The organism is Pigmentiphaga litoralis (assembly GCF_014651835.1).
Classification (GTDB): domain Bacteria; phylum Pseudomonadota; class Gammaproteobacteria; order Burkholderiales; family Burkholderiaceae_B; genus Pigmentiphaga; species Pigmentiphaga litoralis.
The window spans coordinates 357,551-378,455 of the sequence record NZ_BMXQ01000001.1 but is presented as its reverse complement, the minus strand read 5'-3'; the positions used below and the strand labels follow the sequence as shown (position 1 = coordinate 378,455).

At 59.2% G+C, this 20,905-nt stretch carries 23 protein-coding genes, 1 tRNA gene and 1 pseudogene; 5 read left to right on the top strand and 20 right to left on the bottom strand.

The window, feature by feature from the left end:
- Positions 1–51 precede the first annotated feature (51 nt).
- The 14 genes and pseudogenes from IE116_RS01535 to IE116_RS01470 form a co-directional block, all read right to left on the bottom strand.
- On the bottom strand, positions 52–555 hold the full coding sequence (locus IE116_RS01535) for a hypothetical protein (protein WP_189609173.1): 504 nt from the start codon (positions 553–555) through the stop codon (positions 52–54).
- A gap of 273 nt (positions 556–828) precedes the next feature.
- Entirely contained in the window at positions 829–2,124 is a 1,296-nt protein-coding gene (locus IE116_RS01530) for a M48 family metalloprotease (protein ID WP_189609172.1), read from the bottom strand.
- On the bottom strand, positions 2,121–2,585 hold the full coding sequence (locus IE116_RS01525) for a hypothetical protein (protein WP_189609169.1): 465 nt from the start codon (positions 2,583–2,585) through the stop codon (positions 2,121–2,123). Before IE116_RS01525 ends, IE116_RS01530 begins: the two co-directional genes overlap by 4 nt.
- Before the next feature lie 33 nt (positions 2,586–2,618).
- Positions 2,619–4,109 carry a hypothetical protein gene (locus IE116_RS01520; RefSeq protein WP_189609168.1) on the bottom strand — a complete coding sequence of 497 codons (1,491 nt, stop codon included), beginning with the start codon at positions 4,107–4,109 and terminating at the stop codon, positions 2,619–2,621.
- A gap of 562 nt (positions 4,110–4,671) precedes the next feature.
- Positions 4,672–5,592: a LysR family transcriptional regulator gene (locus IE116_RS01515; protein WP_189609166.1), complete on the bottom strand. Its 921-nt coding sequence runs from the start codon at positions 5,590–5,592 to the stop codon at positions 4,672–4,674.
- Between the two features lie 47 nt (positions 5,593–5,639).
- Positions 5,640–6,542, bottom strand: coding sequence for a polysaccharide deacetylase family protein (locus IE116_RS01510; protein WP_189609165.1), 903 nt, complete (start codon positions 6,540–6,542; stop codon positions 5,640–5,642).
- Positions 6,543–6,554: 12 nt separating this feature from the next.
- On the bottom strand, positions 6,555–7,244 hold the full coding sequence (locus tag IE116_RS01505) for an isochorismatase family protein (protein ID WP_189609162.1): 690 nt from the start codon (positions 7,242–7,244) through the stop codon (positions 6,555–6,557).
- Positions 7,241–8,881 (bottom strand): FAD-dependent monooxygenase, encoded by a 1,641-nt coding sequence (locus IE116_RS01500; protein ID WP_189609161.1) that lies wholly within the window; start codon positions 8,879–8,881, stop codon positions 7,241–7,243. The genes IE116_RS01505 and IE116_RS01500 overlap by 4 nt, the downstream gene beginning before the upstream one ends.
- A gap of 20 nt (positions 8,882–8,901) precedes the next feature.
- Positions 8,902–9,897 (bottom strand): Bug family tripartite tricarboxylate transporter substrate binding protein, encoded by a 996-nt coding sequence (locus IE116_RS01495; protein WP_189609159.1) that lies wholly within the window; start codon positions 9,895–9,897, stop codon positions 8,902–8,904.
- Positions 9,898–9,940: 43 nt separating this feature from the next.
- The gene (locus IE116_RS01490; protein ID WP_189609157.1) at positions 9,941–10,750 is read right to left on the bottom strand and encodes a maleate cis-trans isomerase family protein; all 810 of its coding nucleotides are present in this window, start codon (positions 10,748–10,750) and stop codon (positions 9,941–9,943) included.
- A 796-nt stretch (positions 10,751–11,546) separates the two neighbouring features.
- Positions 11,547–11,753: pseudogene (locus tag IE116_RS01485) on the bottom strand (integrase core domain-containing protein); the annotation flags it as partial.
- Positions 11,754–12,434: 681 nt separating this feature from the next.
- A tRNA-Cys gene (locus IE116_RS01480) sits at positions 12,435–12,508 on the bottom strand.
- A gap of 165 nt (positions 12,509–12,673) precedes the next feature.
- Positions 12,674–13,075: a hypothetical protein gene (locus tag IE116_RS01475; RefSeq protein WP_189609155.1), complete on the bottom strand. Its 402-nt coding sequence runs from the start codon at positions 13,073–13,075 to the stop codon at positions 12,674–12,676.
- A 94-nt stretch (positions 13,076–13,169) separates the two neighbouring features.
- Entirely contained in the window at positions 13,170–13,394 is a 225-nt protein-coding gene (locus IE116_RS01470) for a hypothetical protein (RefSeq protein ID WP_189609154.1), read from the bottom strand.
- Between the two features lie 180 nt (positions 13,395–13,574).
- Between IE116_RS01470 and IE116_RS01465 the strand changes: the two genes are divergently transcribed.
- Positions 13,575–13,742, top strand: a complete 168-nt coding sequence (locus IE116_RS01465) for a hypothetical protein (RefSeq protein ID WP_189609153.1) — start codon at positions 13,575–13,577, stop codon at positions 13,740–13,742.
- A gap of 31 nt (positions 13,743–13,773) precedes the next feature.
- On the opposite strand, the gene IE116_RS01460 is transcribed toward IE116_RS01465, so the two are convergent.
- A complete protein-coding gene (locus IE116_RS01460) occupies positions 13,774–14,601 on the bottom strand; it encodes an NAD-dependent protein deacetylase (RefSeq protein ID WP_308428197.1) in 828 nt (275 codons plus the stop codon).
- Between the two features lie 113 nt (positions 14,602–14,714).
- On the opposite strand from IE116_RS01460, the gene IE116_RS01455 reads away from it, so the two are divergent.
- Complete coding sequence (locus IE116_RS01455; protein WP_189609151.1) at positions 14,715–14,924, top strand: hypothetical protein; 210 nt, start codon at positions 14,715–14,717, stop codon at positions 14,922–14,924.
- Positions 14,925–15,032: 108 nt separating this feature from the next.
- Complete coding sequence (locus IE116_RS01450; protein ID WP_189609150.1) at positions 15,033–15,434, top strand: hypothetical protein; 402 nt, start codon at positions 15,033–15,035, stop codon at positions 15,432–15,434.
- Between the two features lie 49 nt (positions 15,435–15,483).
- On the opposite strand, the gene IE116_RS01445 is transcribed toward IE116_RS01450, so the two are convergent.
- From IE116_RS01445 to IE116_RS01430, 4 genes are all read right to left on the bottom strand, one after another.
- A complete protein-coding gene (locus tag IE116_RS01445) occupies positions 15,484–15,828 on the bottom strand; it encodes a hypothetical protein (protein WP_189609149.1) in 345 nt (114 codons plus the stop codon).
- An 81-nt stretch (positions 15,829–15,909) separates the two neighbouring features.
- On the bottom strand, positions 15,910–16,272 hold the full coding sequence (locus IE116_RS01440; protein ID WP_189609147.1) for a hypothetical protein: 363 nt from the start codon (positions 16,270–16,272) through the stop codon (positions 15,910–15,912).
- Complete coding sequence (locus IE116_RS01435; protein WP_189609145.1) at positions 16,259–16,573, bottom strand: hypothetical protein; 315 nt, start codon at positions 16,571–16,573, stop codon at positions 16,259–16,261. The genes IE116_RS01440 and IE116_RS01435 overlap by 14 nt, the downstream gene beginning before the upstream one ends.
- A gap of 33 nt (positions 16,574–16,606) precedes the next feature.
- Entirely contained in the window at positions 16,607–17,173 is a 567-nt protein-coding gene (locus IE116_RS01430; RefSeq protein WP_189609144.1) for a hypothetical protein, read from the bottom strand.
- A gap of 113 nt (positions 17,174–17,286) precedes the next feature.
- Between IE116_RS01430 and IE116_RS01425 the strand changes: the two genes are divergently transcribed.
- A complete protein-coding gene (locus tag IE116_RS01425; RefSeq protein ID WP_189609142.1) occupies positions 17,287–18,087 on the top strand; it encodes a glutathione S-transferase family protein in 801 nt (266 codons plus the stop codon).
- 124 nt (positions 18,088–18,211) lie between these two features.
- Here IE116_RS01425 and IE116_RS01420 read toward each other — a convergent pair whose 3' ends face one another.
- Positions 18,212–19,714, bottom strand: a complete 1,503-nt coding sequence (locus tag IE116_RS01420) for an iron-containing redox enzyme family protein (RefSeq protein ID WP_189609140.1) — start codon at positions 19,712–19,714, stop codon at positions 18,212–18,214.
- Positions 19,715–19,894: 180 nt separating this feature from the next.
- On the opposite strand from IE116_RS01420, the gene IE116_RS01415 reads away from it, so the two are divergent.
- Positions 19,895–20,863: a methyltransferase gene (locus IE116_RS01415; RefSeq protein ID WP_189609137.1), complete on the top strand. Its 969-nt coding sequence runs from the start codon at positions 19,895–19,897 to the stop codon at positions 20,861–20,863.
- Positions 20,864–20,905: the final 42 nt, after the last annotated feature.

Here is a 20,905-nt window from a genome sequence, read left to right as displayed (position 1 = left end):
AAATACCGCACTCGCACGTAGCGGGCACAAGAAGACCGTCCCTGGCGACGATTACATAGCTTCGCGACTCAGGGCCAGCAAAATGTGGTTGCCCACCATCCTGGCGAAGGTGTCAGCATCGATGTCGGCGCCCTCGCGGCCGACCGTGAAGAATTCGCCCACATCCCCGGCAATGAACCTGAACTTCGGCGTTGCCTGGTACTGAATCTCAAGCGCTTTGTGCAGGCATTCACGATGCATGGCGCTCGCCGGCCGTTTGACCTCGAACACGATCGCGCCAATGATGCCCGCGTCGGTTCGACGCACGGCAAAACGGGTCGTGGCCGTCAACGCATACGCCGTTGCCGCAAGGCCGCCGTCGCCCGTCCTGACGTAATACAGGCCGCAAGCTGCCTGCGTCTTGACCCAGTCTTCGCCCGCGAAACGGTCAATCATCTCGGGATACTGAAGCCGGAGCTGATTCGCGATCCGCGCCTCTTCAACGAGCCGCTTCGCTTGGCCTTCGGTCACTAAGGTGTGCATAGCGCTCTCCTGGAAAAAGAGGCAGCTTGGCATATTGAACGCGGCTTATCAACGCGGCCGGCCGTCGGGACGAGCACCTACGGCACGCCTGGCACGTCTGCTTACAAGGCTGCTGATCCGTGCACTGGAATTCGCCGGTTGACTGGGGTGTGTTGATCAGCGGCTGAGCGGTGCTGAGCCCGGACCTCGTCGCGTTTCAACCTGCCAGTCCCGAACAAAAAAAATCGCCGCAACCTTTCGGCTGACCTGCGGAAGGTCGACCCGCGTCCAGCCATCGTGACCACCGGCGAATCGCCGCCGACGCGTTTATCTTGTCTTGGGCGCGGGCCCAGGCCGTGCTTCCAGACGTAGCTTGTCCAAGGTCTGGTTCAGGTTTTTCACGCGTTCGGTCGTAGTCGGGTGCCTTTCGACCGGTCGCGTGACCATATCGATGAGAGACTCGGCATCTTTGGCCGACTTTTGAACGGCGGACACGGTGGATCGTGCCGAGCTCATCGCGACCAGAGGGGGTTCTCCCTTGCTTCCCGTCACCTTCGGCAAGCCCGCCACGAATTCCTGCACCACGCGCACCATTTCCGGAGCGGACGGCTGCGTACGATTGAGGACACGGACGGCGCAACCGTCGGAGTGCAGCTCCTGCTCAACGTAGAATTTTTCGAACTGCAGCTTTCCCGCCAGGAGCAGGGTGACGACGGCCTTGGGGCTACTCTTTGATTCCCCCATCACCCTGGCCAGGTCCGGCAACGAACCCTTCAGCGACACCGTATCGATAATGCGTGCCTGCATGGCACGCGTCTGGTGCCGCTGCAGAACATGTCCGATTTCATGGGCCATCGCAAATCGGGCCTTGCGGGCCAAGGTGGGATCATCGAGCAGTGCGGGATCGATCAACACAAGACCGCCCGGCAGTGCCTCGGCATTTTTCCCGGGTCGAGTCGTGACGACGGCTTTGAAGGTGTAGGCGTGGGGTTCGTTGACGCCCGCCAACGTCTCCAGCAGAAGTTTGTCTGCTGCGGCGTACAGTTTTGGGCCCGACTCGCTTTCCAGTGGCTCGATCTCGCCTGCAGCCTGAAGTTGACGGGCGAGTTCCTCGCCATAGGCGACTTCCAGTTCCATCGGCACCCAATTCATCTGGTAAGCGGCAGCCCGGAGCTGATAGGGGATGTTGTGCTTGGCGCTTTTCTCGATCGCCTGCCCTGCTGCGCCCCCGAAGGGATTGCGTTTGTATCGTTCCCACCATTCGGTCAAGGTTACCTGTATCCCTTCCGTTCCCAAGTTCTGCAGCATTTCGAAATTGGTAGTCAGCTCGAAGGGCGCCACCAGTTGGGTGCAGGTCAGGTCTCCGGCATTCGTCAGTGCAACGGGCGGCTTTCTGGGCGCCGTGAACGGCCTGCCTGCCGCCGGTCGCATCCAGGGCTCGACCCGCGCTGGCTTCGCTGTCGTTCCGGGTGAGGTGGACGGGGTCGGCGTGGCCGAGGGCTGAGGGCCCGCTGCCGGGTCGGCTTTGCCCCAACCGGCCGGGACGGTGGCGCAAGACGTGAGCAGGATCGACGCCAGGCTCACCGCGATCGATGCCGGGCTCAACGATGGCACGGTAGTCATAGCGGCCGCTCCGGATCGAGTTGCTGAATCAGCAGGTTGCGCGCCAGCAGTTGACGCTTGTCGTGCATGACGACCGCTTCGAGCAGCACCCGTTGCTGCGCATCCGTCACACCGGCCCACTCGGCGGCCACGGCCGCCTGGATCTCGGCGTTCGCCCTTGCTGCGTCCAATTGCCGCTGCGCATCTGCGCGATCCGCAGCAACGTTACCTTCCAGTTGGCGACCCGCGAGAATCTTGCCACTTGCGATTTGCTTCAGGATGACGAGCAGCGACGCGCAACGACTGCTTGTCACCGGACCCGCCAGCGCAGATCGCAAACCGTCGTTTTTCATGGCTTCCCTCTTCGCGGATTCCACGTCGCACACTTTCTTGGATGTCGCAGAGGAAGTCTGACTGGCAGCCCCGGATACAAGACCGAGGACGACCAGACCTGCCAGCAGGCCAGTGGTTAGAACGCGCATGAAGGCTCCTTGAATGAACGCGGCAAGGTGGGGCTAACCGTAGAGCAGCAAATAAATGAATGTGCCCACACTAAAGAGCAGGGCCACGGCCGTCTTGAACGCTGCGTGCCTGCTTTGGAAGCCGAGAAAACGACGGTCGCTAGAAGGAGGCGCTGACGACCCGGCGCGGCGTTCCGGCTCGTGCAGCTTTTCTGCCGCCGCCTCGGGCCCCTGGACGACGGCAGCTTCGATGAACATGCCGATCACGATGCCAGCGGGGAAGATGGCGGTTGAGCACACGCCACCGAAAATGGCCAGCGATGCCATCCCTATGAAGACCAACAGGACGGCGCCCAAGATCACCATCCAGACGAGCCACCCGTACGCGGCTTCAGGTCGCTGCGGGGTGGCCCACTGGAGAAAACCGGATTTTTTGCGTCCGGAAGGCCTGCCCGCCGAAGCCGTCGCTTCCTTCAGCCGTTCGCCACTGACGGTGTTGTAATACCCTCTCCAACACACCCCGAACACCCAGCCCAAGAACACACCCAGGACCACGTCAACGACGAAGTGTTGTAAATGGGTAGCGCCTGCGCGGGGACATATCGCCAACGCGGCATGAAGATCGACGCCATCGCGTGGCCCGGCGAAGGTCGAGTATCGATCATCGGGCGAGTAACCACTGCCTACGATTGCCGCTTTGATGTCGGAACACACCTTGGTTTCGTCGATGCCTGGTCGGCACACGTCGTTCATCGACACGGCACTGCCCATCGAGAACAAGGCATCCGTAGAGCGAATGGCGATCTGGCGATATGCGTGGCGGTCCTTTTCGGTCTCGAGGTGTGCATCGTTCAGAAGTGCTTGCCGAAATGCCAGTCCCAGTGCCGGGTCTTCGCCTGCGAACGGAATTACCCGGCGTGGCATACCAAAATTCGTCTGAATTTCGACATGCGCGAATTGGGCGCCCGCCGCCGTTCTCGCGGCCTGCCACTCGTTCACCATCGTCGCCCGTACACCTGCGTCATCCGACACGGCATAGGGTTTCATGAGGATCAATCTGGGACGAGAAGGCCTGGCCGAAGCATCACGCTTGGCGAACGTGTCGAGGGTCTGGTTGATGCGTTTCTGGCATTCGGCATCCTCGCCCCGAGCGACACGATACGGCGACAGATCGAAGTCGACGGCCACCAACTGTAGCTTCGGCAGGCCGAACAGACGCTCCAGATCGGCGGCCATCACACACCGATCCAGCGGCGATCGGGCATCATAAGCGGCGTGGTAGTGCGCGTCATCGATTTTGACCAGGGCGACTTCTCGCAGCAGCCGCTTGGTGTCGGCCGGCATGCCGTCGATGGCACCCTCGAAGTGGACGCTGAGCCCCGATGCCACTATTTCGGCAGGCGCCCAGAAGAACGGCGTCCAGGCCACGACGCTCGCCACCGTGGCGCTTGCCAGAAGGCGAGGCAGCCATTTTTGCGCAACGCCGAGCAGCCGACCTCGCGCTGGGCTCTTGGGCGGATAAGGCGGCGATCCGACGTCCGTCAACAGATCCTCCGATACCCGAGCGACAGCACTCAAACGAGGGGTGCCGCCAGGTGAGATCGTCAGCCGTCTGACCGACCCACCTACGCAAAGCGCAGCAGTATCGCCGGATGACGGGTTAATTCTGTCGTGAGTGGAGGTTTCTTATCTATACATCTTTCGGCGGAGCGGCGAGGTGTTGGGGATGTTGGTGCTCGCCAAATCATCGAACGCGTAGGCAACCGGCTTGAGCTGCAGCTTGTTGCGTATCGTGACTTTGAAGCGCTCAAACTGCGCAATACACGCGTGACTCGATCGCTCGTTCGAGTGATTTTCAGCGTGTTTGAGGGGTATCTCAACGGGTTTTCGGTGTGTCGGGGATTCATTGCGAATCGCCAACCCGTTGATTTGTATAGAGAATTTGGAGGCGCGAGCCCGAGTCGAACCGACCTACACGGATTTTCAATCCACATTTTCCCAATCAAAACAATAGGTTAGCCATAAATCACTCGGACCAGAGCACTAGGGATCACGGTCGCGCCGGAATAGTTGAACTCAGGCACGGTGCTGTCTGGGACTAGCACTTTCAAAGCACGTCGCCATTCACTATTTCCAGGCCAGCAACATCCGAGAGTGTGGAAAAAAGCACTTCCATGAAAACATGTACGGCCGGGGCAAGTTCCTTATGTCTTGGCCATGTGGCAACAACACTGCGGCGTATAAGTGGTTGAATAAGTTGCACGCTCCTGAGTCGATTTCCAAAAGACTCAGGTAAGACCGTTGTTGAAGGGACAATGGACAACCAGCCAGGGCGAAGTGCCAACTGCAACAGACTTTGCAGTGAGTCGATTTCCATGCGAGGTTGCAGAGTGAGGCCGTGAAGGCCAAACTGCGAATCTATAAGATTTCGAAGTGATTTGTGACGTGATGGCAAAATCAGCTTGAATGCTGAAAGCTCGTTACCCTTCAGCACATCACGCGCCGCAAGTGTCTCGCAATGACCTACCACGACTAGATCCTCACGCGAAACCATCCTTGTATGCATGTTTAGCAGATCCTGCGTCGTGCTTAATAATGCGAAATCCAATTCTCCTTGAATTAGCCATTCAATGAGATCACTGCGATATCCATCGCGGGCGAGTATGGCAACGTCGGGGCATAGCTGGTGAAAGGTAGCGAGCGTCTGCCCCATCACGTACTGATTGAACGATGCTTGGCTGCCCACAACCAATTTTCCGCTAAGATGACTCGATCCCTGACTGAGGACTGCCCTTGCCTGCTCCAATTCAGTTAGCACACCGATGCAATGATGATAAAACCGATGTGCCAGTGCGTTAGGGGTTACTCCATGCGGATCCCGCTCGAACAACTGGACGTCAGCATTGGCCTCCAGGCGTTTGATCTGCTGGCTGATCGCAGGCTGCACGACATGCATGCGCTTAGCAGCTTTTGTGATACTGCCCTCTTCGTATAGGGCCACAAAATATTGGATTTGACGTATGTCCACGGCAGCACCTTGTCAAAGATTGCGTATGACCGATGCTACGCTGATCATTAGGCGCCCGGAACCACGCCAGGAGGAAGCGCGGTGACATGCTCCGCAATTGCTTGAGGTGTCGTCAACCAAATTCGATCGCGCTGCTGGCTGATGTGTTCTAGGATTCGGCGCAGCTGGCGAATACGATGAGGCTGACCTGTCAAGAAAGTGTGCAAGGACAGGCAATACACTTGTGGGTAATTTTCGGATTCGGCCAATTGTTCGTCGAAAGCATCAATCGCCATACGAGTAAACTCTTCGTCACTAGCACCTCGATTGACATACGCAGGCAGGTCATTCAGCTCCATTGAAGGATAAGGCACCGCTAGAATTGGACCGTTGTCTGTCCTAAACCACATAGGCTGGTCGTCAAACCACCAATCCAACATGTATTTAAAGCCCTGTGCTTTCAACAATTCGGGCGTGCGTGAACTTTGCGAAATGAACGGTCCGAGCCATCCAGCCGGCGGCTTTCCTTCATATCTTTGAATCAATGCGCAAACGTCCTGAAGCATCGATCGTTCGGACTCCTCGCTCATATCCGCCTGCTTTTCGGAATTAGTCCTCCCATGACCAACGATTTCGTCTCCACGCTTGCGAAACGCGTCAAGCACCTCGGGGCATACGTCATAGACTGAGCCATTAGCAAGCACTGCCAATGGCATTCCAAATTGTTCGAACAGAGCATGAATGCGCCAGACGCCAACGCGGTTGCCATAGTCCCGGTAAGCGTACCCGCGATGGTAAGGTGCCGACGGCATAGAAGTGAAGTCGTTACCCGGATTTCGCCCGAATTCAAAACCTTCGATATTTAGTGCGAAGTAGACGGCCAAACGTTTGCCATCTGGCCAATCGTACACCGGACGCGTAGTGATCGCGCTGTAGTCGTACCGATCATTGCCATTCTCAAATTTTTTCATCGTAGCTCCAAATCATCGATCGGCGAGCTGCGCCAGCGCGCACAGCGTTGCTTCGGTCGTCATGACATCTGCATATTTTTCGGACATGTCGTACAGGTTCACAACATGTGACGCATGATTTCGGTCGTAAACCGCATCCTCGGGCACTGTGACCCGATAGTTATAAGAGAACGCGTCGACCACACTTCCGCGTACGCAGCCCGACGTGGCGCATCCAGTGACGATCAGCGTGTCAGCTCCGCTGTTAATCAGATAGCTCGCCAACGCCGTGCCAAAAAAAGCGCTTGGGTGCTTTTTGGGTATTAATACATCGCCTGCTCGAGGTGCGATTGATTCGACGAACTCGTAGCCTGCGGGCGCTATGTCCATCATTGTTGGAACTTTTTCAGTCAATCTGCCAGTGTCGAATGCAAACTTTTGCGCCACATGCGGATATAGCACCGGCCAGCCTTGTTGGCGAAAGACCGTCAAGAGTTTCTCGATGTTGCCGATCGCATCCCAGGCAACTTGGCCACATGCAGTAGGAAATTCCTTCATTGCTTCTACTAGCGGCAAAGGCTTCGTCCCTGCTGTGCGGTATTGAACATCAATGATCAGTAATGCTGGCCTGCTTCCCATCCCTGAAGAGCGGCCAAAACCTGCGCGATGGGAAGCAATGCGGTCTGCTTCAGGAACTAGCTCATCCCAGGTTCTTGGACTCATGTCGTTTCCTCCTTATGAAGATCCGCTCCGCGGACGATGTCTAGAATCCGCCCTGCGTCAGTAATGTCGGCACCGCGCCAAGCCACATGGCCGTCCGGTCTGACAAGCACCATTGGTGAACCGTACAGCTCAGCAACTTCAGGTTTGTCGATTTGAGTAACCGCCAACGGGACTTCCCGATCCTGAGCAGCAGACAATAGGCAGTCAATTGCCTTTTTACGTCGATGGTCAAAAACCAGCAGTGCAAAACCGCGGCCGAACAGGTCGAGCGTGGATAGGCCATCAGCAAGCCAAGCATGAGGTGCACGCGATCCCGGCCTTGCTGTCGGGACGTAAGTCGAATAATCATCTGGTGTCGGAGGCGTTCCATCAGAAACGCAAATTGAACTGCCTTCGTACCGATAACCCACTTGCAGACCCCAAGATTGCCATTCAGCTTGGGTCGCTTTCTTTAAACCCATTCCGACGGTGCGCCTTGCTTCAATCGCGCGATCGGAATCCTCAAGCAAGAAATCGCACGGAGCTGGGGAAGTCCATGTTTTGAAATTGTGCGTTGAATAAGCGGCGTTGCGTATTGCTATGGGCTTGCGCTCTTCTTCGTATGACGCAATCAGACGGTTTCCACCCCACCCCTTAATTACTGCCTCTAACTTCCATGCGAGGTCTGTCGCGTCACACAAACCCGTGTTCATGCCCATGCCGCCCGTCGGGGACATTGTGTGTGCGGCATCGCCAGCTAACAGAATGCGATTGGTGCCGTAGCTTGAGGCAATCAGCTCAGTTCGTTTCCAAGGCAATACTGATAGCACTGTGAAATCGATCTGGTCAGTGCCAAGTGCGCGGCGTATCCATTCTTCGGCGTTGAAATTTTCCATGTCGAACTTCGTGGCACTGCCATACACGGTCAGGCGCCATACAGCACGGCCGTCAATTACCGTCAAGTTGCCCCAGGTACCCTCTGGACCAATAAATAGAAAACGCTCTGCAGTCGCTTTCCCGCAGCGCTCTAGCAGACTACGACTTTCAAACAAAATGCCCATCGAATAATTAAGATGGGCATTTCCCTCCATAGAAATACCCAGCAGCGTGCGCACAGTACTCGTACCACCATCGCAACCGACCACATACTTTGCGTGCACAGTAAGTGGAGCGCCTGTTTCGGTGTTAACTGCCGACACGGTCACACCGCCAGCCGACTCTTCTAGGCCATGTACAGACGCATTCAGCTCTAAGCTTGCCTCAGAAAAGTCGGCCAACCTGCGTTTCAGAATTGGGTCGAGCCAATGCTGAGGGCACCGTTGCTTTTTTTCTGGCGTCCACGTAGGTGTTTCCATATCCCGAATGCTCGGATAATTGTCGCGTTCCAGGAGGTGGCCCGTCATGCTCGTGCAGAATTCGATGGAAAGGTCAAAATCGTCCGGAAATCCGCAGTGGCGGACGTCGGAGGTCAATCCCCAGCGCCGGAAGAACTCCATTGTTCGCACGGCAATCAGTCCAAGTCGTGGATGGTCGACTTTGCCATCGCTTTTTTCGAGCAGCACGACGTCGACACCACGCCATGCAAGATCAATGGCAAGGCTCAAGCCTATCGGGCCGGCACCGACAATAGCAACCGAGGTGTTGATGGTGGTGGACATGTAGTGTCTCCTGCTTGTGTTTATTCGACGTGGACTTTGGCTTGGGTTACGACCTCGCGCCATTTGGCACCCTCGGTACGGATAGCCTGCGAGAACTCTTCTGGTGACTCATCGACCGCAAGATATCCCAGCTTTGCAATGCTTTGACGTAGCTCAGGACGATTGCTGGCGTGGCGGAATGCGAGGTTCAACTTGTTCAAGGCTTCAGGAGGAATACCTGTGGGAGCAACCAGTCCAAACCACTCCATGGACTCAAAACCGGGAAAGGCTTCTGCTACTGTCGGCAGATCGGGCACGAGTGGATTACGCTCGACGCTGGTAATCGCAATTGGTCGTATCGCACCATCTTGCATATGGGGCAGCATGTGCCCAAGAGCGACGAAGGCCAGTTGCAAAGTTCCGCCAGAGAGGTCGGTCATAACTTGACCGTTCCCTTTGTACGGAACGTGAACGATGTCGATTCCCGCCTTGAAGCGAAGCATCTCGCCTGTCAGATGAATAATTGACCCGACCCCTGCCGAACCGTAGTTGAGTTTGCCTGGATTTTCACGAGCGACTTTTACAAGATCGGCCATTGTGTTTATGGGAAGCTTCGCATTAACCACTAATACGAGTGGGCCGCGAACTGCTCGACTTACGGGCTGGAACGATTTCAATGGGTCATAAGGAAGCTTTGCAAACAGAGAAGGAGCGACAGCTAAGGTGCTTGTCCCACCCCAAAGCAGGGTGTGTCCATCCCGTGTCGCTCTGGCTGCTGCACCGCCGCCTGTCATGCCGCCTGCACCTGGTCGGTTATCTACTATGACCGGTTGACCCAATTCGGTTGAGATTTCCTTGGCAAATAGCCGGGCTGTGGCGTCAGTTGGGCCACCTGCAGCAAACGGTACGATCAAGGTAATTGGTTTAACCGGATAGTCGGCCGCGTTGCTGCACATCGGGGCGATCAGTGCCGCCAAGACAAGCGTCATAGTGAAATGGACGTGACGAGGCAACGCGTACTTTTTGAGTGCGTTCATGCTGAGCTCCAGGAAAGGCTAATTAGTGCCACTTAACGCGGCGTTAAACGGGGATGCGGGTCGACCAACCACCGAACAGTGGCTCCCCTGGACCAGGAGGGGTTAAGTAATCTTCCCCACCGCAGGCTTTAACCAATGCCCATGCCAAACAAAGATTAGATGACAGAACAGGTTTTCCGGTCAGCTCGCTGACCTCGGCGATAGCTCGCAGCGTTGGCATGCCAGTACCAGTAAATACGATTGCGTCAGCGTCTTGCCAACGGAGCGCTTGGAACGACTGCAATGCCATTGGAGTAGTTATTGAATAAATATCGCGTGTGTCAGTTGTGTCGAACGCGATCGACGCGCACGATGTGATATCCATGCCGCGCTCCACCCAATATGCTTTGCTAAGCTCGACCATCCAAGGCGGGTATGGAGCAAATACCGCGATTCGGCGCGCACTTAGGTGTTCAAGTGCGGCCAGGATCGCCTGCGCTGAGGAAATGATTGGATAGCCGAATTTCTCGGCCGCGTCGGAAAGCGCGCGATTTTCCGCTTCCGCGCCGACGACATAAGAGCTACCAGTGCAGGCGTATCCCACAGCGTCTGGCTTTGCAGTGTCATATGCATCCAAACTCATTGGGAGATTGGTCAGATAGTCGACCATGCGTTGCCGGGAATCCGTGCGACTACCGCTAAGTCGCGTTACCATCATAGAAAACCCTGCAGGCAGCAACGCTGCAAATTCGGGTTCAACAACAGGATTGGCTTGAGGAACGGCAATTCCGAGGATTGCACCGTTCCCATATTCACGCGTCGCGTGGGACTCGTGGAATTGACCAACTCCTTTCTCGTGATAGTCGTTTTTCACCTTGGGCCTCAGCGGTTAATGGCAGAGGCTTCATTATTGTCAGGGTGCACCAATCCTTCAATTAACTAAATTTGATAGGGGGTATCACAGCGAGGTAGACGGATTCAGTCGACGCAGCTTGGTGGTGGCAGGGCGGCAGTTCGGTGGATAACGAGGCGTTGCGCCGAATGCGTACTACGGTTGATCAGGCCGGCTGACGCCGAGCCCGGAACAGGCGTCACGGGGGCAACGGATCCTACTACTTGGGGCCGCGGGCCACTCGGACGGCTGTTGCACGTTACCCGAGCAAGCGCGCGCGTGTGTACCAAAGGGTCTAGGAGGAGGTGGCACGCAAACACGTGTCGATGGGGGACCAACCGTTGTGAATCGTCACGATCGATTCGTAGCATGACGGAGGTATAGGTACCTCGATACGTCGGAAGACTTTAAACTGGGTCTAATGGACGCGAAATCGCTAAGCGCTTCAGCGGTTTCCGGTCGCGCAGACTGACATTGACTGGATGCACTGCGGCCCAAACGAGGCGTTGCAGCACAGAAAAAGCCTGATGCAGCGGGCTCTTTTAATATGCCTGGCCACGGTTACGCAAAGCAAACCCTGTCGGAAGTTCTAATATGGTTCTGTTTTCTGGGTCCAGTTTTGTCGCACTTAGTGATCACCGCCTTCAGACGGTCCATTAAAACCCATATGATTTAACATTTTGCAGGCGCTGAACGTTGCGCCGTTTGAAGACCGATACTGTTGATGGTCCAACTGGATGGGTAATGCCCCCGTTTTGAACGGGTCTCAGAAGTAGCGTTAAGCGGCGATGGCCAACCGCTGCTTCGGAGTAATGCCACCCAAGGCCATATTTGGGCGTTCGTGATTGTAGGACCACATCCATTGGGTGGCATGGTCTTGCACCTGCGCCAGCTGTCCCGACAGCCATTCGTAGCGAGCCGTGCGATTGAATCGCTCGATATAAGCATTTTGCTGCGGCTTGCCTGGCTGGATATATTCGAGCTTTGATGCCATCAGTCGAATAGCCCCGTGGAAGCGATGTCAGTGGATTCGGTAGACCCATGTCCGGTGACGTTCGGATTTCCCACGCGAGCATCTCAGAAAGTGCACCCACCCGCTTCCGAATGGTGCCCGGCGCCAGGTTCCGGACGCGCTTCATTCCGCGCACCCAGTCGTCCGCCCAGCGATACGTCAGTTGGGAGCGTTCCAACTTACCCAGTTCGTCGAACAGTAAGTCCAGGATAGCAACGTCAGATTTGGATGGCTCACCCGTATTGATCCAGGCCCGAATGCTCGGACCAACCAGCTTTCGTGCCTTCGTCGGCTCCGCAACCATCGCCGTGGGCACGATGCCGGCGGCTAGCCACTTTTCGCACTGCTCTGCATAGGCCTCAGCGCTCGGCAAGTCGTCGAAGGTGTAGTAGAGCGGCTTAGGGAGCAGCCGATTGCGGATTGTGACGCTGAAGCGTTTCCCGTTCGGTGTAGGGCGGATGGTTGGCACGTGGGTTCCTCGGTAGTTCGACTACCGATATTGGAACTCATCTACACGGAAAACTGCGCAATACACGCGTGTTTCTACCACTCGGACGAGTGGTTTTGAGCGTGTTTGAGGGGTATTTCAACGGGTTTTCGGTGTGTCGGGGATTCATTGCGAACCGCCAACCCGTTGATTTATATAGAGAAATTTGGAGGCGCGAGCCGGAGTCGAACCGACCTACACGGATTTGCAATCCGGTGCATAACCGCTTTGCTATCGCGCCATTGCCGAAGCAGCCTGCGATTCTAGTATTTCCAGAGGAAGAGCGCAACTCGCCAGCCAAGGTTTTTTGCCGTGTCGATCCATTGGGCGGCCAGAAACGCTAGCAAGCGCTCGCCAGCCCAGCGTCAGGCACCTGATCACCCCACCGAATTTCGTCAACTCCCGCCTACAGGCAAGCCTCGAGCACCGCGATCCGCTTGGCCATGGCCTCGTCGTCCCCCGAGGCCATCCGATAAAGACTGACTTCGGTGTTGACCGGACCCGGCCGCAACTCGAGCCGCTCGCGCTGCCCTTCCGACTCGATCCGTTGCCCGTTGTCGTTGGAAGCCACCACCGCCGCAGCCGGGCTGTTCTCGGCCTGGTGGCGCCAGCCCCAGGCGATGCACTCGGCCAGTCCTTCCATGGGCTTGCGGGAAATGAAAAATGCGTCGGGCTTGGTGGTGGTGGAAGCAGACACCACGCCACCGTTGCTGTCGACCATTTCCGGCGACTTCCACGGTCCCGACGGACCCTGACCGCTGCAAGCGGCCAATGCTGCAAGGCTGGCTGCGCCCAGATACCGTCTCATGCTTCCCCCCCGGGAATGTGCGTCGGTCGATCATAACCCGGGGTAATGGGGGGCAATCAATGGCATTCGTGCGCAGACCGCGCGGCCTGTTGTTTCAGGAAATATCCAGCGATTCCGGCCATTCCCGCACGCGCTGCACGGACGTCGTGCCAACGACCAGATAAACGGCCATCAGGCCGGCCTTGTTGCGGACCAGGACATAGCGCTGGCCGTCGGCTTCGCGGATCAGCGAGTCCTTGCCGGGTTGGTCGGGGGACCCGCTGCGCAGGTATGCCTTGATCGCGCGCTTGATCAGCGCGGCATCACTTCCTTGTTCCATTGCACTCTCGTTCTGGGAAAAACTACAAACCGCGCAGCATGGCGCGGCGCGTTCCATCAACCGTTTGCCGCGGAAAAAGCGGCGTCACGCCCGGTAATGACAAGGGGATGACGGTTCATGGCATCCGGTTTCGCTGCGCGGCACAAAAATTGCTGGAGGCACAATATCACGGAGATTGACATGTCCACCGCACTGCCCGCCTACGACATCTACTATCGCGCCATGCTGCTCGCGGCAGAAATGGCACTGCCCTACCACGGCGTTCCGGATCCGGATGAAACCGACTCGGAACAACCCGTGGAACCGGACTCGCCGGAACCCTCGCCGAACAGCCCGGTACTGAGCTGACACGGGATAGAGTCCGTCGTACCCGGCCGCCTCAGGCGACGAGGCTGTCCAGGGCCACACTACAGGACTGTTGGACCTTTAACGTCAACAAGTCATCGGCACGTGTCTGGCCCAGATTCACCGCGCAAATGGGTATGCCCAGCCGCGACGCCATCTGCGCGTAGCGGTAGCCCGAGTGCACCATCAATGATGACCCGACGACCAGCATGCCACCGGCGCTTTCCAGCGCATCGATGGCACGCGCAATGCGTTCGCGGGGCACTGCCTCTCCGAAGAACACGACGTCGGGCTTGAGGATGCCGCCGCAGACCTGGCAGCGCGGTTCGCGAAACTGAGAAAAGTCCTGGTTGTCGAGGTCGGCGTCACCGTCGGGAGCATCGCTTGCCGCCAGGTGCACCCATACAGGGTTGGCGCTTTCCAGCATGACCTGGACTTCGGGCCGCGGAACGACTCGCTCGCAGCCCATGCACCGGACACGATCCAGCCGCCCATGCAGGTCCAGCACGTTGGTGCTGCCCGCGGCTTCATGCAAGCCGTCCACATTCTGCGTGACGAGCAGGACAATATGGCCCTGCGCTTCCAGGCGCGCCAGCGCGGCATGGGCGGCGTTGTGGCGCGCGCGCCCGAAGCTGCGCCAGCCGATCATGCTGCGCGCCCAGTAGCGCGCGCGCGCGACGGCGTCGCCCATGAAGACCTGGTAGGTCATGGGGGGACGGCGTTTCCAGCCGCCGGCTTCGTCGCGGTAATCGGGAATGCCTGAATCGGTACTGCACCCTGCCCCGGTCAGGACGAAAAGCCGGGGATGGCGGGTAATGAAATCCTGAAGTGCGCTGTCGTTCACGGTCATGGAGACCTTCACCTCTTGTCTGATCGCTTGATTCTAGTGGCTTTTGCGCCGCGCTCCGGTCGCGCGTTTTGGACGTCGTAAGCGAGTGTGCGCTACCATTGCCCGCGTCCAAGTGAGCCTTGTCCATGAAGAAAATTTTCCAATACACCCGCCGGGCCGCCCAGCGCCGCCTGTACGCGTTCGAAATGTCCGCCCGTCACCATGCGGCCACCCTGCAGTCCGAGCTGGACTTGGGTGAGCCGTCGTTCGACAAGGCGCCCAATCCCACGCTGGTGGAAGGCCCGGTGCTTCGTCGCAAGATTACCGATACCGAGTACGACGGGCACGTCGGCTGATCCCGCACGCATCACGCTGACATATCTCGTTACCCTCAGGCCATTTTTGCTCCACATTGCAGGGCGAAAATGATTTCATCCGCAAACACCGCGGGGCTGGAGATCACAATGAAACGCGTCGCAACCGGACTTTTGCTCATCGCAACCTTGACCATGGCAGGCCAAGCCGCTGCATGGGGCGGCGGCCGGGGGCATGGCGGCCACGGCGGACATGGTGGTGGCCATCGTGGCGGCGGCAATGTCGCTGGCGCCCTGATCGGTGGCGCCGTGATCGGCGCGCTGCTTGGCTCGGCTGCCACGCGGTATTACGAACCGCCTGTCGTCTACTCGGCGCCGCAGCCGGTGTACGTACCGCCCCCACAGGTTGTGTATGAAGCGCCCCCGCCGGTCGTGTATGTGCGCCCGCGTGAACGCTGCTTCGATACCTATCTGCAGGAATACGTGCCCTGCTACGCACCGCGTCCGCGCCATCGCGACTACCCGCCGGCGGACTACTACTACGGCCGCTGAGCTGAATGAACAAAGGGACCGAAAGGTCCCTTTGTTTTGCGCCGTACGATTACTTCTTCTTTTTCTTCTTTTTCTTGCCGTCGGCGTCGTCCGATGCGTCATTGGACGCCTCGGTCGCAACTTCCAGGGCCGGTTCGAATTCGATGTCAATCTCCTCGTCCAGCGTCTGCTCGTAGACGGTACCGCAGAATTCACCCCACAGCGCCACGGCTGCCTTGCGCGCCGCGCTCAGGCTCTGCCCTGAGATTTCAGGCGTGCCCAGGGGGTCCAGAACCTGATGCGTGGTCTTGTCGTCGACAACGATTTCGATGATTGCCGCTGCGCCGCTGTCATACCAGCCGACGATCCGTGCAATGGGCGCCGTTGTCGTATCGGTTCGCGATGTATCCGCCATGTGCTGCTCCACCTAAGATGAGGCGTGACTGTAGCGCGTCCGCGTTGCAGCCACCACCCTGCCCGCCATCTGGTTACGACGTCAGCCCGCCGATGCGGCCGCGCGGCGAATCGCCCGGGTCTTGGCATGGGCCAGGGCGTCGCTTTCCGTCATGGAAATGCCGATACGTTTCCACGACCCACCATCCAGTTCGATCTCCGCGCTCCAAAGGCCGTCGGTCATGTGCGTGGCGCGATAGTTACCGACCGGCGAGTCGCGCAGGATGGCATGCACCACGCCGTCCATCGCTTGTCTGGCCGCTCCCTCGCGGTCCCAGGCGTGGCGCAGGATCTCCAGTGCACTGACGGACTGCTCCCGCGCCACGCGCTGCATGGCGTCAAGCACATCGGCGTGCGCCTGTACCCAGGTGTCTATCGTGTCCTGATCATCATCAGTTTGCCGCATGGCGGGTGCTCCGGTGGGAGGCGTCGGAATCAAGGGACGTTTCGGCAAAGTCACCGTCGGACAACAGCAGCATGCCGTCGCGAGGAACCTTGACCGTGGCCACCTGGTGGATCCTGGCCTGGTGGTTGACGTAGGCGTCCAGCAGATCATCGGGCGCGTCACTGCGGGCCTGAAATATGCGACGCAAGGTGCTGCGGGCCACTTCGACCACGACGGGGCCGCGTGTGTCATGGAACAGGGTGAACCGTACGCCGGTTCCATCGACAACGGGAGTGCTGCCAGCGGCAGTCTGATTGGTCATTGGAGGTGTCCTTTGCAAGGGTACGACGGCGTGTCAGTGGTTGATGGCGCTGATGCCAATCCGGGGCGGCTTGGCGCACGTGGCATCGACACACTTGCCGGTGAACCACACCTGCCCGGATCCTATCATCAGGCCGTTGCTGTTCGAAAACAGCGTCTCGTAGGTCTGCGCGGCGATCGCTGCACGTACCTTGGGCGTCATGATGTCGTCGTAGCGGGCCAGGAAGGCCTTGGGTGTCTTCAGCACCTTGCGGCGGGCCGCCAGCAGGGTCGAGAACGGATAGTGGACCATGTTCGCAATGGCCTGCCTGTCGTTGGCGGCAGATGCCTTTTGCAACGCGACCAGGAAGTCGGCGTAAGGTTGATGGGCGCCATAGAGACGATCCAGGCGGGCATCGACGTCAGCCTTGGTCGCAAGCGGCTCAGGCGATGGGCTGGGCGGTGGGGCAAGCACGGGAGCGGGTGCAGGTGTTTCTGCAGGCGTGGTAACCGGTGCAGTGCTTCCACTGTCCGCCCTGTCCGCCGGCGTGACGTTCTGTGCGTTGACCGGCAGCGCCAGACACACCAGAAGCATTCCCCACCATCGCACGTTCACGTTCATGTATCCCCGCATCAAGAGTCGTCGCAACCGGCAAGTCGGCGGTTGCATCAGCCGTAACGCTAGCACCGAAAACTCATCCGGCTCCGGCCACCCATTGCCAAGGACGTAACCTAATGAATCCCGAGACCTCCCATTCCACCGACCCCAGCACCGGCGCGACAGCCCGCGGACAGCAACACCAGCAGCAGCAACACGAGCAGCACCCGGCGCAGCAACAGCCCGGTCCGTTCAGCCCGAATCCCACGATCCACGAAAATGACCTGGTGCTGTATCACGCGCCCAATACCCGATCGGCTGGCGCGCGCATTCTGCTCGAAGAACTGGGCGTGCCTTATCGGCTCCATGTGCTCAACATGAAAGCGAACGAGCAGCGCAGCCCGGCATTTCTGGCGGTTAATCCCATGGGCAAGGTCCCTGCCCTGGTGCACCAGGGCGTACTGATTACCGAGCAGGCGGCCATCTATCTGTACCTTGCCGACATGTTTCCGCAGGCGGGCCTGGCGCCGGCGGTCAACGATGTCATGCGCGGCGCCTATTTGCGCTGGATGGTGTTCTATGGCTCGTGCTTCGAGCCGGCGCTGATCGATCGCGCGATGAATCGTGAACCCGGCCCGCCCTCGGCCACACCGTATGGGGATGCCGAGACGACCATCGCCACGATTGCCAGTCACCTTGAAAAGGGTCCGTACATCCTGGGCGACCGGATGACGGCGGTGGATATCTTGTGGGGGACGTCGCTGCAATGGGTGACGCGGTTCAAACTGATGACGCCGACGCCCGCGGTTCAGGCGTATATCGACCGCATGGCTGAGCGTCCGTCCTTCGCCAAGATCCGCAATGAGGATGCCGCCCTGTCGGCGCAGCACGCGGCCGACACGGACCCGCAACAGGCCGCGGGGCCTGCGTCCAGCTGAGATCGGTCTTGCTGCCGCTGGCTGCGGCGGCCCTGGAAAGATGAAAAACGGCTGCCATGACATCGGCAGCCGTTTTGTCATGCCCTGCGCCAACATGCGCGCAGGGCCGGGCAGCAATCACGGGTCAGACCATCGTGGCGTCCAGCTGCCGCGAGAACCGACGGGTCGCCAGCAGGCCCGGTTCCGTGTGGTGCAAGGCAGGCGACATCCAGGCGATCAGGTGGGCGCGGGCCTCCGCCGGCGTTGAAGCCGAGGCAAGCTGGTCTTCGAACTCGCGCAGCTCTTCGGACGCAGGCTCGCCGCCGCGCTTGCCGTTATAGCCCGTCGCCGCTTCCACCGCTGCGGTTCCCACGGCTTCGTCATCGTGCACGGCCAAGGTATTGAACAGGCGCTGGCGGGCGCGGAACGAGAGCTGGCGCGGTGGGAAGGTTGGCGCGGGCTGCCCTTCCACACGCGGGGCCGGACGCATCAACGCGTCACCTGCGATCCAGTCATGGATGACCTGACGTTCGTACCCATCGAACACGCCAAACATTTCGGCCCGCTCGCCCTGCAACAGCTTCCAGAAGCGGCTGTTTTGCGGATCCTGGTGGCGCTTGATCCAGCCATGCTTTTCCATCGCCGCCAGAAAGCCGGGGATCTGGTCCGGTTCGGCCAGCCAGTCCGTGACGCTGCGACCACCGACACGGCAGTAGTCGGAATGCACCAGCTTGCCCACATCCGCCTTGCGGACCAACACATCGAGAACCTCGGCGTCCAGGCTGTAGTTCTTGATGACCGATTCGGTGCTGGCACCGAGCGAATTCAGCATGTAGCCATTCACGACACGCTGGTAATACGCGTCGCGATCGCCCATCTTGGGCGCAGCGGCAAGCATGCCCTGCACGGCGCGGTGGGCGTGACCGGTGCTGCCGTTGTCGATCGTCACGTGCAGCGTGAAGTAATACGGGTCGATGCCCAGCTCATTCAGCTCGTAGGACGTGATCAGCAGATGCAGGGGCAGTTGCTCGTAGCCCAGGTTAAAGCCGATGATTTCGGGCAGGAATTCGTCGGCATGCGTTGCCAGGGCAAGCTGGATCGCACCCTGGACGAAGTGATCGTCGTTCAGTGTCTGCCAGGTATTGCAATCATTGGAGTCGAGCAAGGCGTTATAGAGCACGACATGGTTCTTACCCGGATCGCCGTCTCCAAGCTCTTCAAGGTAGGTTTTGACCAACGGCGTATACCGCGCATCCCCGCTACGGCTGAGCAAGCCATACAGCCAGGCGCCATCCACCAGCTTGGTCGGTGCAACGCCGCGGATGAAATGCAAGGCATGGGCACGGGTTGTGAAGTAGCGGCGCGGGGCGCCGGCTTTGCGTTCTGCAAGGTAGGCGCGGTACTGCAGACCTACGTTGTCGGCATGATCGGCCAGGGCGTCGGCAACGTCGTGCATATCCGACGGCAGTTCCGGGGCCAGCTCCCGGGCCAGCGCGAGCTGATCCTTGAGGTAATCCCGAGCGGCATCGGTCTGGCGGGCGGAAAAAGTGGGCTGCGACAAGGCGTCGTAAATACGTCGAGCCGGCCCCACGTGGTGGGGTCGTCGCGACGTAACAACTGGCAAACTTTCCTGGACGTCGTTGAGCATGTTCAATTTCCTCTGCCGCACCGCCTGCGTCGGATGCCGACGCGGATGCTGTTTTATCGATGGGTACCCTGACGCAAAGACCGTTCCTGCCCTGTTCCGCCCGGCCCGCCGTCAGGAACCGCTTATGGTTGAGCAGGCTGCCGTGTATGCTTTGCGTCCCCGACGGCAGAGGCGCACACCATGGTTGAACACACCGCGATCCAGGAAGACGATGAACTGCGTATCGACGCATTGATCGCCCTCACCTCCTATTTAAAGGACGGGGGCTACCGGTTCATTACTCCGAGTCCGGCGACCCATGCACGGGTGAACAATCGCCCGACGAACGCCCTGGCGCAGCGCCTGGAAGACGTCTTCGGCTGGAGCCGGCCCTTCGAAGAGGGGCTGCTGCCCGACGTCGTGTTCGCCATGATGGACCATGCGGGCGTGGCGCTGCGCGATGGCGACGACTGGCGCAGCGCCATCCGCGTGTCGACCCTGGACGGTCTGTGGCTGATGCATTCGGCCTACCCCACCACGGAAGCCGACGCGGTATTCCTGGGTCCGGACACCTATCGCTTTGCCAGCGCCCTGCGCCAGATGATGGACGGGCGGCGCGCCCCGGTGCAGCGCGCGGTGGATATCGGCACGGGCAGTGGCTGCGCCGCCCTGATGATTGCGCGTCAGTGGCCGGACGCCGAGGTCTGGGCTGCGGACATCAATGCCGCCGCGCTGGAGGCCACGCAAGTGAACGCGTCGGTGAACGGCACGCCCAACGTGATCCCGTGCGAAAGCAACCTGCTTGCGGGTGTCGAGGGCGAATTTGACTTGATTGTGGCCAACCCGCCCTACCTGGTGGACGCCAGCGAACGGGCCTATCGCCACGGCGGCGGTCCGCTGGGCGCGGGCCTGTCGCTGGCTATCGTCGATGCCGCAATGGCTCGGCTTGCGCCCGGGGGCACGCTGCTGCTGTACACGGGGGTGGCCATCGTCCAGGGCGAGGACCCTTTTTTGCAAGCGGCCGTGCCTATGCTCACGCGCCCCGACATGACCTGGTCGTACCGGGAAATGGATCCGGACATCTTCGGCGAAGAGTTGTTGTCGGCGTGTTATGCCGACACCGACCGCATTGCCGCGGTGGTGCTGACGGCAACCCGGCGGGGCGCGTAGGCGCGGCAGCAGCCCTTGCGGGCCCGGGGCAAAAAAAAACCG

Coding starts and splice junctions, on each gene's coding strand:
- IE116_RS01535 (WP_189609173.1), bottom strand. CDS start 555: ATGCCAAGCTGCCTCTTTTTCCAGGAGAGCGCTATGCACACCTTAGTG.
- IE116_RS01530 (WP_189609172.1), bottom strand. CDS start 2,124: ATGACTACCGTGCCATCGTTGAGCCCGGCATCGATCGCGGTGAGCCTG.
- IE116_RS01525 (WP_189609169.1), bottom strand. CDS start 2,585: ATGCGCGTTCTAACCACTGGCCTGCTGGCAGGTCTGGTCGTCCTCGGT.
- IE116_RS01510 (WP_189609165.1), bottom strand. CDS start 6,542: ATGAAAAAATTTGAGAATGGCAATGATCGGTACGACTACAGCGCGATC.
- IE116_RS01505 (WP_189609162.1), bottom strand. CDS start 7,244: ATGAGTCCAAGAACCTGGGATGAGCTAGTTCCTGAAGCAGACCGCATT.
- IE116_RS01500 (WP_189609161.1), bottom strand. CDS start 8,881: ATGTCCACCACCATCAACACCTCGGTTGCTATTGTCGGTGCCGGCCCG.
- IE116_RS01495 (WP_189609159.1), bottom strand. CDS start 9,897: ATGAACGCACTCAAAAAGTACGCGTTGCCTCGTCACGTCCATTTCACT.
- IE116_RS01475 (WP_189609155.1), bottom strand. CDS start 13,075: ATGAGACGGTATCTGGGCGCAGCCAGCCTTGCAGCATTGGCCGCTTGC.
- IE116_RS01470 (WP_189609154.1), bottom strand. CDS start 13,394: ATGGAACAAGGAAGTGATGCCGCGCTGATCAAGCGCGCGATCAAGGCA.
- IE116_RS01465 (WP_189609153.1), top strand. CDS start 13,575: ATGTCCACCGCACTGCCCGCCTACGACATCTACTATCGCGCCATGCTG.
- IE116_RS01455 (WP_189609151.1), top strand. CDS start 14,715: ATGAAGAAAATTTTCCAATACACCCGCCGGGCCGCCCAGCGCCGCCTG.
- IE116_RS01450 (WP_189609150.1), top strand. CDS start 15,033: ATGAAACGCGTCGCAACCGGACTTTTGCTCATCGCAACCTTGACCATG.
- IE116_RS01445 (WP_189609149.1), bottom strand. CDS start 15,828: ATGGCGGATACATCGCGAACCGATACGACAACGGCGCCCATTGCACGG.
- IE116_RS01440 (WP_189609147.1), bottom strand. CDS start 16,272: ATGCGGCAAACTGATGATGATCAGGACACGATAGACACCTGGGTACAG.
- IE116_RS01435 (WP_189609145.1), bottom strand. CDS start 16,573: ATGACCAATCAGACTGCCGCTGGCAGCACTCCCGTTGTCGATGGAACC.
- IE116_RS01430 (WP_189609144.1), bottom strand. CDS start 17,173: ATGAACGTGAACGTGCGATGGTGGGGAATGCTTCTGGTGTGTCTGGCG.
- IE116_RS01425 (WP_189609142.1), top strand. CDS start 17,287: ATGAATCCCGAGACCTCCCATTCCACCGACCCCAGCACCGGCGCGACA.
- IE116_RS01420 (WP_189609140.1), bottom strand. CDS start 19,714: ATGCTCAACGACGTCCAGGAAAGTTTGCCAGTTGTTACGTCGCGACGA.
- IE116_RS01415 (WP_189609137.1), top strand. CDS start 19,895: ATGGTTGAACACACCGCGATCCAGGAAGACGATGAACTGCGTATCGAC.